We start from the raw sequence: 12,996 nt of genomic DNA on the forward strand, positions 1-12,996 counted from the left end.
GTCCATGATTCGTGGACAATTTGCCTCCATGAATGATCATCCTGACACGGCTGAACACCGACTGCTCGAAGCCACCCTCGGTACCGCTCGCCAGCTTGGCCTGACCGCAGAGCTGGTCCAGACAGAGCCAGCCCTCGGCCGCACGCGCGCCGATGCGCTGGTACGTCTCGGTCGCGGTCCTCAGACCGCGCTTTACGCCGTGGAAATCAAGCGTGCGCTGCGCCCGGCGACATTGGGCGTGGTCCTGCATCAACTTGAGCGGCTGGGCCAGCAGGCGTTACTCGTCACCGATTACGTGACGCCGCCGATGGCCGACACGCTGAAGGCGCGCCGCGTGCCTTTCCTTGACGCGGCGGGCAACGCCTATCTCGAGCAGGAGGGCACGCTCGTTTGGGTGAAAGGGAACAAACCCCTCACGCCGATTGTGCCGCCCGCCATGGGTCGGGCTTTCCAACCCACGGGCCTGCAAGTGGTATTCGCGCTGCTCTGCGATCCGACTCGGGTCAACCGCCCCTATCGGGAACTTGCTGTCATGGCTGGTGTGGCGCATGGAACTGTCGGTTGGGTAATCCCGGACCTGCAGCAGCAAGGCTTCGTCGCGCAGGCAAAGGGAAAGCGCGGTACGCGGCGCATGCACCAACTCGAACGCCTGCTCGCGCAGTGGGTGGATGCGTACGCGCGCCAACTGCGTCCGCGCATGCTGATCGGTCGCTATTACGTGCCGGCGCTGGATGGTTGGCGCGAGTGGCCGTTGGCGCAATACGGTGCGCTGTGGGGTGCGGAACCTGCCGCCGCGCTGCTCACCGACTACCTGCGACCGGGCGAACTGACAATTTATGCCGAAAAGCTGCCGGCTCTGCTCGCCGCGCAGAGGACATTCCTCAAGCAGCCAGAGCCAGGCCATGCCGCTGTTGTCGAAGTGCGGCGCCGGTTCTGGAACTTCACTCCCGACACGGGTCTCACCGATGTAGCACCGCCAGTGCTCGTCTATGCAGATCTGCTCGCTACCAGCGACGCACGCTGCATCGAGACGGCGAAGCTGGTCTACGAAACGCATGTCGCTCGACTTTTCCAGCAAGCCTGAGCTGGCCGCCCTGTCGCGCCTGGTGCGCGCACTGCAGGCGGTGGCCGGGCCGCTCGGCATTCCGTTCTTCCTGATGGGCGCGGCAGCGCGTGATCTCAGGGTGCATTACGCCCACGGCATCGAACCCAACCGCGCGACGCAGGACGCCGACTTCGCCATGATGGTGCGCAACTGGAGCACGGCCGCGCTCCGCCGGCCCGGGCGCGGCCGCTCGACATCGTTCCCTTTGGCGACATCTAGCGAAAGGACCGCACGTTCGCCTGGCCGCCAGACGAGCGCGAGGTCTTCGATTGCTTCGGCGTGGACGAGGCGTTTGCGGTAAGCGTCGACGTATCGCTGCCCGAGGGAACGCTCGTCCGGGTCCCACCAGTCGCTGCCTTGGCGATACTCAAGATCACGGCGTGGCGCGATCGCAAGTACACCCACCCCGGGCTCGACGCGGGCGATCTCTTCCTGTTCCTTCGGCATTACATGGATCTCGGCAATCTCGACCGCGCCGCGGCAGACCATCCCGACCTCTTCGAGGCGGAGGATTTCGATCATGTCGAGGCCGGCGTGACACTTCTTGCTCGCGACATGATCGTCTTGCTCGGGGAAGGCGGTTGCGAGCGACTGCTTTCCATACTGCGACCGGAAGCGGACGAGAAGGGCGCAATGCTCCTCGCAGCGCAGTCCCGCATGGAACTCGGGCGCGCGCGTCGACTTCTGGAAGTGCTCTGCGCCGGGCTGGAGAGGAGTGGATGATCGTTTGGTGACGGGTTCACGCGTTGCTGCATCGCGGTGGTGACCTTCCGGAGGCGGGAGGGCTCGGCCCTCGGGGCGTTCGACCAGCTGGCCGCGCATCGGCTATACAGATTCACGGGCGGCTACGACGCGGGCGACGATGAAGCTCTTCCTCGTGATGTCGGAGGGGGTAAAGCGGAGTTCAATTTACGGTCGGCAGCTACAGCGGCCACCGCTCGTGTCGTAAAAGTTGATCTTTTGCGACACGTTCTCTTGACGTGTCGTCGCCAGCGACATAAGCTCTCGACATGGCGCAAAAAATGAGTTCTGGCGACATGAGCGCACCCGCAGCCTGGCAGCCGGACAGGCCCTACAACGATCTTCCACGTCTCCCTCCCGCCATGGAGCTCGAGACGAAGCGGGTGTTGAAGCAATGCATCGGGGCGCGCGCGGCGCTCGCGGAATTGAAGCAGGCCGCGGAACTGATCCCCAACCCCGCGATGCTGATCAACACCCTTCCCCTGCTGGAGGCCCGGGCGAGCTCGGAAATCGAGAACATCGTCACCACGGCCGACAAGATGTTTCGGCACCTGCAGGCCGACAGCAGCGCCGACTCCGCGACCAGGGAGGCGCTGCGCTACCGGCGCGCGCTGCTCGAAGGTGTCGCGGCGCTGAAGAATCGGCCCTTGACGACACGGACCGCGGAGTCGATCTGCACGCAGATCAAAGGCGTGGAGATGAGCGTGCGCAAGGTGCCGGGCACCGCGCTTGCCAACGACGCCACTGGCAAGGTGGTCTACACACCGCCCGAAGGCGAAGGGCGCATCCGCGACCTGCTCGCCAACTGGGAGCGCTTCCTGCACGAGGAAGACACGATCGAACCGCTCGTGCGAATGGCTGCTGCGCACTACCAGTTCGAAGCGATTCATCCGTTCACCGATGGCAACGGGCGAACCGGTCGCGTGTTGAACAGCCTGTTCCTCGTCGAGCAAGGCCTGCTGCCGCTCCCGATCCTCTACCTCAGCCGCTACATCATCGCGAACAAGGCGGACTACTACCGCCTGCTGCTCGCCGTCACACGCGACGGCGCCTGGGAACCGTGGCTGCTCTACATGCTGCGCGCGGTGGAAGACACCGCCGGGTGGACAACGGCCAAGATCGGCGCGGTTCGAAGACTGGCCAGCGAGACCACTTGGCACGTGCGCGAGAAACTCCCGAAGATCTACAGCCACGAACTGTTGAACGTGATCTTCGAGCAGCCCTACTGTCGCATCGCGAATCTCGTGCAGGCCAGGATCGCGGGGCGGCAGGCAGCGGCGCGCTATCTCAAGGCACTCGTTTCGATCGGTGTGCTCGTCGAGCAGGCCTTCGGCAAGGAAAAGCTCTTCGTTCACCCGAAGCTCATGAACTTGCTCACGGGTGACAGCAACACGTTCGATCCGTATTGAGGTTCCGCCTTGCAGTGCACGGGCCGAAGCATCCCAGGCAGGTCACCTGCAAGGCAGCGTGTGGGAGGTACGTTCCAACCCGGGATCCCGAGTCGCGAGAGTGCTGTTCGCGATTGCCGGCGGTGAGATTGTCCTGCTGCATGGTTTCATCAAGAAGTCGCAGCGTACGCCCGCTGATGAAATCGCCCTCGCGCTTGCGCGCTGGAAGGAGTGGAAGGATGCCGAAGACCAATAAGCACCGGGGATCGCGCCTCGACGTTCTCCTGCGCGAGGACGGCCTTTACGACGAAGTGCACATGGTCGCGCTGAAGAGAGCCGTCTCCGAGGCGATCGCGGAAGGCATGGCGAAGGCCAACCTGTCGAAGGTGGAGATGGCCAGGCGTATGCATACGAGCCGGTCGCAGCTCGACCGGGTGCTCGATCCGGCCTGCACCACAGTCCAGCTCGATACGCTCATCCGGGCCGCGAGTGCGGTGGGGCGGGAGATTCGCATCACGGTTAAGTAGGGTTCCAGCTCCGCATCGAGCGGCTGGTGGAGAAGCGGCGGCCTGAGGGGAAGTGCCTGGCCGCAGCGTCGGGGGCGGGACGCTGCTCTTTCATGGCGAACCGTGGATAAAACGCGATACGCCGCGCGTAGAGCCGCCATGTCGGGCTCGTGCGTGACCATCAGCACGGTAATGAGAGGCGGCATTGGTGCCCCCCCAGTTTTTGTCTCCTTGCCCCTTCGGGTTGCCGGGGGGTTTGGGGGGGGAACGGCCGGCGCGGGGGGCGCAATCGCCGCGCTGCTGGCGCGGGGGTTCGGCCCGGCGTGTGGTGCTCCCAGCCCTTGGCCCGGTGGCATCGAGCGCGCGCGCGGCGCCGCGGCGCGCCGGCAGGTTCGCCCGTCGGGGCGGCTCGGCGTTCTCCCCCGCCCACCGGGGCTTCCCCCGAATTGTGCCCCGAGACAAGCCCAGGGGCACGGGGGGGCGGGGACACCCCCCCGCGCGGGGACGCCCCCACCCCCCGGCGTTCCCGGGGGACGGGGGGGTCCCGCGTGTGCCGGAGGGACCCCCCGGGTTTCCCCCGGGGGCTGCCCGGGGCCGGGGGCGCCGGGGACCAAGGCGCCCTGTTTGTGGGGGGGACGCCCGGGCCCCGGACCCCCGCCCCTGCCCCCACCCCCGTGGTACCCCGGGGCAACCCGTGTTCCGCCGCCCGGCGGGCTTCCTCGTTTCCGGGGGGACCCGGGCCACCCGGGGTTGATTACGGCGGGCCGGGGGGGTTGGTGCCCCGACTTCGGTAACGACAATGCTGATAAAATCTGGGGGGGAATACCCCACGCGGGACCCCGACTGGGGGGCCCGGGGAAGCCGCTTTGGGCCGGGCACCTTGAACTCTGCTGCTGCTTGTTGGGGGGGGGGGGGCGGAGGAGGTGGTGCCCGGGACTTGGGGGTGGGGCGGGGGGGGGGGGGGGGAAACAAAGGGAGGAGGACAAGCACGACCTCATCCCGCTCCGGTGGGGGGAGGTGTAAGCCCTCGGCGGGGGGGGGGGGGGGGGTTGTTTCCTCGCGGGGGGAAACGCCAGGTCCGGCGTTGTTGGTGGTGGCATGGTGGGACCGAAAGGCCACGCGGGTGATGGTCGCCGGGAAAGGGCGCGAAAGGTAGGCGCGCGGGCGGCGCTTCTGGCCCGCTTCCACCGAGCCCACGCCGGCCTCGCCGACGCGCGGCTTCGGCTCCGTTGCGTCCGGTTCTCCGCCCCCGAAACAGGGTCCCGGCCCGCCCGGCGGCCGCCACCGCCCTGCCCGGGTCGACCCGGGGGCGGCCTTCCCCCCCCCGAGCGGCGAGCGGAGCGGCGGAAGGGCGGTCTCGTTCGGGGGGGGCGGGGGGGCCGCGACGTTTAACCCGCGGCGCTGGATTCGCTGGCCGGCGCGGTCCGGCGGCGCGCGCGCTGTCGAGTTCGGTGGCCGAGGAACGCGGCCGCGAGAGGCGTCACCGCCGAAGCGCGCGGCGTGGCGCGCGATTCGGTCGCATGGCCGCGGCTGCGCCGCCGCGCCCCGCGCCGCCCCGAACCCCACGGCGCCGACACCACGGGGCGTCGATTCCCCGGCCGGCCTCCCGGTCGTTCCGTCCCCCCACGCCCCTGTGCGAGAGTGCGCCGACCTCCGCGCGTGGGTTGCAGTGTGCCGTTTGCCGATACGGTGAGCGTGAGGTTGCCCTTGCGCAGTTCGGTGGTCACATAGCTGGGGGCGGCCTTGCTGTTGCTTTGCGCCAGCCAATAGACCGCACCGCCGGCGACGATCAGCAGCGCGGCCAGGCCGATGCCGGGGGGGGGGGGCCCCCGGCGGGGGGGGCGGCCGGGCGGGGGGGCCCCCCCGGGGGGGGGCGGGGGGGGGGGGGGGGGGGGGCGCCGCCCCCGCCCGCGGCGCTCGACGGTGCTCGTCGTCGGGCGCTGGCGACGCTCCGCCGGCGCGCCTGCCCGGGGGGGTGGGCCGGGCCTTCCTTCTTCCCGCACACCGCCAGCGCGGGGGGTCTTCTCGATGCACCACCACCCGCGCGCTGCCCTGCTGGCCGCGCCAGCCGCCCGACACCGGCGACGCCCCGACCGGCCTGCGCGCCCCCGGGGCCCGCGGCTCCCCCCGGCGGCCCGGGGGGGCCGCGGGCGGCGGCGGCCCGGATGGCGCTGAGCCCGGCTTTGAGGACCGCGCCCAGTGTGATTCTCCGTTAACGCCGGAGCCGAGACATCTGGCGCCACACACTACCACCGAATCCCACTGGCGCCGAGGCCCGGAAGGTCGCGTCGGCGGTACGCTGGCGCAACCCGTTGCGCCGGCCACCGCAACCAGGCAGGTACGCACCGCGGCCGCGAACCTGCGAGACCCATGGGACGGGGCGCGGCGCGCCCCCGGGGGGGGGCCGGGGGGGCGAACCGCGCCGCGCAGGAGCGCGCCGCGCCCATCGGCCCCGCCACTGGGCGATGGCGCGGCGGGCCGGCGGGCGCGGCCCGCGGGGCGCGCCCGCGACGACGGGCAACCTGGCGGCAAGAGCCGGATCGGCGCCGGCGAGGCAGACCTCCACTGGGTCGACGCGGAGTTTCCGCCCCGATCACGGCGAACCGCGCTCGCCGTTGCCAAGCGCGACCGGGCCAGCCCGGTGATGCCAGGAGCCGCGATCCACACGAGCGGGGCGCCTCGGGCCCCTGCCGGGGCGCGGCGACGAACGCGTCCAGGAGAGTCCATCTAGGCCCCGGGGCGGGGCGTCGCCGTCCCGGCGCCCGGCCCCCCCCCCGCGACGATCACGACGAAGCGAAACGGGCCGAGCGGGATGAAGACCTGCGCCGCCTGCGCATGGCGCTCGAGCCTTGCGATCGCGAGCGGGAAGGCGCGCGCCTTCGCGACATAGATCGAGATCACCGGGTCGCGGCCGGGGCCGCGAAGGTCCAGCGTCGCAAGGTCCGCATGGCGCAACGTGCTGCCGTCGTTGATCGCTTCGGGGCGCACCGCGTCCGCATCGATGAGCGTCCCGTACGGCGCGAACGCGGCGGCGTCCATCGGCCGCGCCGCAATCTCGCGCATCAGTAGTCCAGGCCCAGCCACTGCTTCACCTGCTCGTGCAGGTCGCCCTCGAAATCCTCGCGCCGCCCCGAAGCGGCGATGCGCCCCAGGCTCAGGACGTGGACGTGGTCGGACATCTTCACCACGCGGCGCACGTTGTGGTCGATGAGGAGCACGCCCATGCCGGAGCGCGCGAACTTCTCGATCCAACGGAAGACTTCCTCGGCAAGGATCGGCGAGAGCCCGATGCTCGGCTCGTCGATGAGGCAGAGCTTCGGCCCCTGCAGCCAGGCCTTGGCGAATTCCACCTGCTTCTGCTGCCCGCCGGAGAGGTCGCCGGCCTGCGAGTGCCTCTTGCGCTTGATGTCCGGGAAGATCTCGAGCACCTCCTCGTGCCGCTGGCGCATGACGCCGGCGAACACCTTTGCGCGCCCCTGCAGCGGAAGGAGCAGGTTCTCCTCGACGGTGAGGTACGGGAACAGGCTCGACTCCTGCGGGATGCAGCAGATGCCGTGGTCGATGAGGCGATGCGGGGCGATCCCCGCGATCGAGGCGCCCAGGAACTCGATCGTGCCGGCCTTCGGCGCGAGGAAGCCGCACACCGTCTTGATCACCGTCGACTTGCCCGCCCCGTTGAGCCCGATGAGCCCGCTCACGAGGCCCGCGTGCACGTCGAGCGAGACGTCGCGCAGCACATCGATGTCGCGGTCGTAGCCCGCCGTCACGCGATCGAGGCGCAGCAGGAGCTCAGGCATCGCTCGTGGCCCCGAGGTAGGCCTCGATCACGGCTCGGTCCTCGAGCACCGCGCGCGTGGGGCCCATCGCGATGAGATTCCCTGCGTTCATGCAGGCGGCGCGCTGGCACAGCTCGACCACGATGGGCATGTCGTGGCTCACGAGCAGGAAGGTCTGGCCCTGGGCGTTGCGGTTGCGGATGAAGGAGGCCATCGTCTCGCGCATCACCGGGTGCACGGCCGCGAAAGGCTCGTCGAGCAGCGCGATGCGCGGCGGCTCGATGAAGCACATGCCGAACTCGAGGAGCTTCTTCTGCCCCCCGGAGAGCTGGCCCGCGTCGAGATAGCGCACGGGCGTGAGCCCGAGTTCCTCGAGGAGGGAGCCGGCGCGGCGCTCGGCCTCACCCTCGGCGAGGCCCATCGCGAGCCCCGCGGTGAGCAGGTTGTCGAAGGCCGTGATACGCGCGAACACGCGCGACATCTGGAACATGCGCAGGAGGCCGCGGCGCGCGAGAGGCATGGTGGCCATGCCGGTCACGACCTTGCCGTCCAGCCAGACCTCGCCCGCGTCCGGCGCGAGGAACCCGGAGAGCATGTTGAGCGCGGTGGTCTTGCCCGAGCCGTTGGGGCCGATGAGCCCGAGGATCTCGCCGGATTCCACGGCGAGCGAGAGACCCTCGACCGCCGCCACGCCGCCGAAATGCTTGGTGAGCCCCTGCATCCGCAGCAGGCTCACGGCTTGACTCCCGCGGCGCCGCCTGCCGCCGCCTCGCGCCGCGGGCGGGTGGCGAGACCCCAGAGCCCGGTTCGGAAGAAGCGCGCGAAAACGATCACGACCGCCGCGAAGACGATCATCTGGATGTTGCCGAAGCCCCGCATCCATTCCGAGGCGAGGTAGACGAGGAGCGCGCCGACGAGCGGCCCCGTGAGAGTGCCGATGCCACCGATCACCACCATCGAGATGACGAGCCCCGTCTGCATCAACAGGCCCAGCTCCGGGCTCACGAGCTGGCTGAAGGTGCCGTAGAGTGAACCGGCGAGCCCGCAGATCGCGCATGAGAGTGCGAAGGCGAGCGCCTTGTAGCGCACCACGTCGATGCCGCGGCTCTCCGCCCCCGTCTCGTCGTCGCGGATCGCCAGCCAGAAGCGCCCCGCACGGCCGCGCAGGAGCCGGTACAGGCCCGCGAGCATCGCGAGCAGCACGGCGAGGAACAGGTAGTAGTAGCCGACGCGGCTCTCGAACAGCGTCGGCACGTTGAGCCCCTGGTCACCGCGCGTGAACTCGTACGAGTTGCCGACCACGACACGCGCGATCTCCGCGAAGGAAAGCGTGGTGAGGGCGAGGTACGGTCCCTTGAGGCGCAGCACGACGCGCCCCAGAAGCAGGCCGAGGAGCGCCGTTCCGATCACGGCCGCGGGGATGCCGATGGCGAGCGGCGCCTTCAGGTGGTAGTCGAGGAGCGCGGTCGTATAGGCGCCCAGCATCGCGAACGCGGCAGGGGCGAGCGAGAATTGCCCCGTGAATCCGGCGAGCAGGTTCCACCCGAGCGCGAGCATTGCGAAGTAGATGCTCACGATGAGAATGCCGAGCGAGTAGGGCGAGGTCACCACCGCCGGCAGGAGGGCCAGCAGGACCACCACCGCGAGAGCGGCGCGGAAGTCCGTGCGCAGGCGGTTGGCCCAGAGGTTGGCGGCGCCGGTCATACCTCGCGCCCCTTCTCGCCCATGAGGCCCTGCGGCCGGAACAGAAGGACGAGGATGAGGATCAACAGGCCGAATGCGTCGCGATAGTCGTAGGAAACGTACACCGCGAAAAAAGCCTCCAGCACGCCGAGCAGCAGCGCCGCCGCCATCGCCCCCCAGATCGACCCCATGCCGCCGAGCACCACGATCACGTACGACTTCACCGCCGGGAAAGCGCCGACGTCCGGCGCGGGGTTGATGAGGGGCGCGAGCAGGGCCCCCGAGAGCGCCGCGAGGAGGCCGGAGATCGCGAAGATGAGGCTCGTGGTCCGGGTGGCGTCGATGCCGGCGAGCGAGGCGCCGAGACGGTTCTGCGCGACCGCCTGGATCTGCCGCCCCCACAGCGACCGCTTGATGAAGAGCGCGAGGCCCACGAGGAGGGCGAGCGAGAGTCCCGCGGCGATGAGCTTCTGGCCGTTGAGCATCACCGGCCCCAAGGAAAAGCGCGAGGTCTCGATGAGCGCCGGTCCGCGGAACGGATACGGGCCCACGACCTTGTCCACGACATTGATGAGGAGTAGCGACAGGCCGAACGTCACCACGACCGCGTACTCGTCCTTCATCAGGCTCCAGCTCGCATAGCCCGAGTAGAGCGGGCGCATGAGCGTGCGTTCGACGAGCCAGCCAAGGCCAGCGCCCGCGACGGCCGCGAGCGGCAGCGCAGCCCACGGAGAGATGTCCAGCTTGAGCGCGAGCAGGACGTAGGTGTACGCGCCCACCATGTAGAACTCGCCGTGGGCGAAATTCACCACCTTGAGCACGCCGAAGATCATGGCGAGCCCGACGGCCATCAGCGCGTAGAAAAGGCCGAAGATAAGGCCGTTCACGAGGAGGTCGAGCGCGAGCATGGCGGTCTCCGGGCTATCGCGCGCCGCGCCGCGACCAGGGCGAGGCTGCCTCGAGCCGGCGCGCGATGGCGAGCGTGCGCCAGTCGCTTCCCCGCCGGCCGGCCACCTGGATCGCGATCGGCACGCCTGCGGCCGACATCGTCCAGGGAATCGAGATCGCCGGGAGCCCCGAGAGATTGAACGGCATCGTGAGCTGCGTGACCGCGGTGTGCAGGGGATGATCCTCGCCGCCGATGGCCACGCGGCCCGCGCCCACGGCGGGCGCCGGCGTACGCAGCGTCGCGCACACGAGCACGTCCGCGTTTCCGAACGCCGCATCGACGGCGTCCGCGAAGCGGCGGCGCAGGCGCTGCGCTTTCGTGTACCAGTAGCCGGGGATGAATTGTCCGGCCTCGATGCGCACCCGCACGTCCTCGCCGAGGAGGTGGCCGCGGCTGCGCACGCGTTCGGCATGCACCGCGCCTGCCTCCGGCGCGATCGTCATGAGCTGGATGGCCGGTGCGGCCCCGGCGCCCTCGACCTCACCTTCGATGCACGCAGCGCCATCCGCGGCGGCGGCGGCCATGGCTTCGTCCACCGCTGCGCGCACCTCCGGATCGAGCGGCTCGTCGAAGTACCCCCTGAGACGGCAGACGGTCCTGCCGGCCAGGTCGCGATAGTTCCAGGGGGGAAGCGCGGGCAGGTCGAGCATCGCCGCAAACAGCGCGGCGCAATCGGCCACCGACCGGCCCATCGGTCCGACGTGGTCCAGCGAGGTCGCGAGGTCGAGCACGCCCGAGCGCGGAAGTGCGTCGTAGCTCGGCTTGAACCCGGCGATTCCGCAACACGCCGCCGGAATCCTGATCGAACCGGCGGTGTCCGTGCCGAGCGCTGCGGTGACGATTCCGGCAGCGATGGCCGCCGCCGACCCGCCGCTCGACCCGCCCGGAATGCGCCCGGGCGCCACGGGGTTCACCACGCGCCCGAAGTGCGGGTTGTCGCTCGTGATGCCATAGGCGAATTCGTGCAGGTTGGCAAAGCCCATGAACGCGGCGCCCGCGCGCCGCAGGCGGGCGACCACCTCCGCATCATGGTTCGATCGCACGCGCTCGAACGCGGCGCTGCCGCCGCTCAGCGGGAACCCCGCGACGTGCATGAGGTCCTTCACCGCCACCGGAAGGCCCGCGAGCCATCCTTGCCTCGCTTCGGGGACGGCATCGGGAAGCCACGTGAAGGCCGCGAGCGAGGCGTGGTCCCTCGCGCGGGCGAGTGCCGCCGACGCGCGATCCTCGGCCGATCCGGAAGGTCGATCGGGCCACTCGGCGGCTGCGCCATCGGGCGCAGCGACGGCGACCGGCACGGGCAGGTACGGCGGATCGTCCGGGACGGATTGCGCGCGGAAGAAGTCGATCTCGGGCCGCGTCATCTCGAGGCGCGCCAGCCAGGCGTCGGCGCGTTCGGCATGGCGATAGCCCTGCCAATCGGCGTATCCGATCAGCGCGTCTCTCAGGTCGGGCATGGCGATCGGGATCGCCCGCCCCGGAAGCGGGACGGGCAATCGCCTGGAAGCTCTACTTGGCCCTCTGCAGCTTCTTCACGTCCAGCGGCATCCCCGGCCCCTGGATGAGGGTCGCTTTCGACACCGGCTGGTTCACCTCGGTGAGCTGGTAGTTCACGTACGGGATCTCGACCCACTGCTGGAAGCCGTAGCCGGGATCGCGGCCGAACTGGAACGCGCCGCGCGCACCCTCGAACTTCATCGTCTGCAGCGCCTTCACGATCGCGGCGGGCTCGGTGCTCTTGGCCTGCTTGATCGCGTCGACCACCAGCAGCAGCGAATCGGCCGCCTGGAAGATGAGCCGGTTGGGCTCGGCCTTCGTGCGCTTCGTGTACTCGGCGGCGATGTCCTTGCCGACTTTAGGCATCGGCATCTTCGGATGGTAGAGGCCGAAGGCGATCATCGACTTGCCCGCCTCCTTCACGTTCTGCCAGAAGTCCGGATAGTCGGCGATGCCCGCCCCGTCGTACGACCAGGTCTTCGCGCTCGGCGCCACTCCCTGCTCGTAGAGCTGGTTCATGAGGATGTAAGCGGCCGGCGGCAGCATGACGTTCACGACCATCTCGGGCGGATTGGCGCGCAGCGCGAGCACGGCCGGCGTGAAGTCCTTGCCGGCGCGGTCGAGTGTCTCGTACTTGAACTGGGTGCCGGGAGCCTTCGCCTTGATGAACTCCGCGAGGAGCTTGGCCTGCCCGATACCGTAGTCGGTGTTCTCCGCGAAGGCGACCACGCTCTTCACGCGCATCGCCGCGATCGTTTCGGCCATCGCCATCGAGACGCGCGTGTTGTAGTTGCCGGGACTGAAGACTTCCGCGTAGCCCTTCTTGCGCACGTCGTCCGACCAGCAGTTGGTGTTGATGTACGGGGTGCCGTAGCGGTGCGCCACCTCGATCTCGGCGAGGCAGACGGAGCTCTGGTGCCCGCCGGCGATGGCCACCACCTTGTCCTTGGTGATCAGTTTCTCGGTCGCGGCCCGTCCCTTCTCGGGAATGCCCTGGTTGTCCTCGTAGATGAGTTTGATGGGCCGTCCGAGCACCCCGCCCTTGGCGTTGATCATGTCCTTCACGATCTCGACGCCGTCCTTCACTTGCGTGCCCTGGACGACCGATCCGGGGGGCGACTGAGCGATGCTGATGCCGATCGCGATCGGATCGGCTGCGGCGGCGGCGCCTGCAGCGAACAGGGCGCCGAACAGAGCAACGGGGGCAAGCCTCGCCATGGGTGTTCTCCTCGTGAAGTGTTGTCATCGATGCGGCACCCATCACGCGGCCTGTAGTGCGCCAGCCGGCGGGGCAACCGTCGGCTTGAGTATACTGCGCGACAACGTGATGCACAGCCCTTAACGGGCGAAG

13 protein-coding genes are annotated in these 12,996 nt (G+C 69.3%); 6 read left to right on the forward strand and 7 right to left on the reverse strand.

The genetic code is table 11. The annotated features are described in order from the left end of the window. Positions 1-28 precede the first annotated feature (28 nt). The 6 genes from IPP91_16075 (at position 29) to IPP91_16100 (ending at position 3,761) form a co-directional block, all read left to right on the forward strand. On the forward strand, positions 29-1,084 hold the full coding sequence (locus tag IPP91_16075; protein MBL0143578.1) for a hypothetical protein: 1,056 nt from the start codon (positions 29-31) through the stop codon (positions 1,082-1,084). After that, positions 1,056-1,406 (forward strand): hypothetical protein, encoded by a 351-nt coding sequence (locus tag IPP91_16080; protein ID MBL0143579.1) that lies wholly within the window; start codon positions 1,056-1,058, stop codon positions 1,404-1,406. The genes IPP91_16075 and IPP91_16080 overlap by 29 nt, the downstream gene beginning before the upstream one ends. Further along, positions 1,385-1,828, forward strand: a complete 444-nt coding sequence (locus IPP91_16085) for a hypothetical protein (GenBank protein ID MBL0143580.1) — start codon at positions 1,385-1,387, stop codon at positions 1,826-1,828. Before IPP91_16080 ends, IPP91_16085 begins: the two co-directional genes overlap by 22 nt. A gap of 314 nt (positions 1,829-2,142) precedes the next feature. Beyond that, positions 2,143-3,255, forward strand: coding sequence for a Fic family protein (locus IPP91_16090; protein MBL0143581.1), 1,113 nt, complete (start codon positions 2,143-2,145; stop codon positions 3,253-3,255). Further along, positions 3,227-3,490 carry a type II toxin-antitoxin system RelE/ParE family toxin gene (locus IPP91_16095; protein MBL0143582.1) on the forward strand — a complete coding sequence of 88 codons (264 nt, stop codon included), beginning with the start codon at positions 3,227-3,229 and terminating at the stop codon, positions 3,488-3,490. Before IPP91_16090 ends, IPP91_16095 begins: the two co-directional genes overlap by 29 nt. Next, the gene (locus tag IPP91_16100; protein ID MBL0143583.1) at positions 3,474-3,761 is read left to right on the forward strand and encodes an XRE family transcriptional regulator; all 288 of its coding nucleotides are present in this window, start codon (positions 3,474-3,476) and stop codon (positions 3,759-3,761) included. The genes IPP91_16095 and IPP91_16100 overlap by 17 nt, the downstream gene beginning before the upstream one ends. 2,706 nt (positions 3,762-6,467) lie before the next feature. Here the strand turns inward: IPP91_16100 and IPP91_16105 are convergent. The 7 genes from IPP91_16105 to IPP91_16135 are packed head-to-tail and all read right to left on the reverse strand — an operon-like array spanning position 6,468 to position 12,863. Further along, positions 6,468-6,803 (reverse strand): ureidoglycolate lyase, encoded by a 336-nt coding sequence (locus IPP91_16105; GenBank protein ID MBL0143584.1) that lies wholly within the window; start codon positions 6,801-6,803, stop codon positions 6,468-6,470. Continuing rightward, positions 6,803-7,537, reverse strand: coding sequence for an ABC transporter ATP-binding protein (locus tag IPP91_16110; GenBank protein ID MBL0143585.1), 735 nt, complete (start codon positions 7,535-7,537; stop codon positions 6,803-6,805). Before IPP91_16110 ends, IPP91_16105 begins: the two co-directional genes overlap by 1 nt. Then, complete coding sequence (locus IPP91_16115) at positions 7,530-8,252, reverse strand: ATP-binding cassette domain-containing protein (GenBank protein MBL0143586.1); 723 nt, start codon at positions 8,250-8,252, stop codon at positions 7,530-7,532. The genes IPP91_16110 and IPP91_16115 overlap by 8 nt, the downstream gene beginning before the upstream one ends. Then, positions 8,249-9,220 carry a branched-chain amino acid ABC transporter permease gene (locus IPP91_16120; protein MBL0143587.1) on the reverse strand — a complete coding sequence of 324 codons (972 nt, stop codon included), beginning with the start codon at positions 9,218-9,220 and terminating at the stop codon, positions 8,249-8,251. The genes IPP91_16115 and IPP91_16120 overlap by 4 nt, the downstream gene beginning before the upstream one ends. Then, positions 9,217-10,107, reverse strand: coding sequence for a branched-chain amino acid ABC transporter permease (locus IPP91_16125; protein ID MBL0143588.1), 891 nt, complete (start codon positions 10,105-10,107; stop codon positions 9,217-9,219). The genes IPP91_16120 and IPP91_16125 overlap by 4 nt, the downstream gene beginning before the upstream one ends. A 13-nt stretch (positions 10,108-10,120) precedes the next feature. Next, positions 10,121-11,605, reverse strand: coding sequence for an amidase (locus IPP91_16130; protein ID MBL0143589.1), 1,485 nt, complete (start codon positions 11,603-11,605; stop codon positions 10,121-10,123). Positions 11,606-11,657: 52 nt separating this feature from the next. Next, complete coding sequence (locus tag IPP91_16135; GenBank protein ID MBL0143590.1) at positions 11,658-12,863, reverse strand: ABC transporter substrate-binding protein; 1,206 nt, start codon at positions 12,861-12,863, stop codon at positions 11,658-11,660. Between the last annotated feature and the right edge of the window lie 133 nt (positions 12,864-12,996).

It is taken from the genome of Betaproteobacteria bacterium (assembly GCA_016720855.1).
GTDB lineage: Bacteria > Pseudomonadota > Gammaproteobacteria > Burkholderiales > Usitatibacteraceae > FEB-7.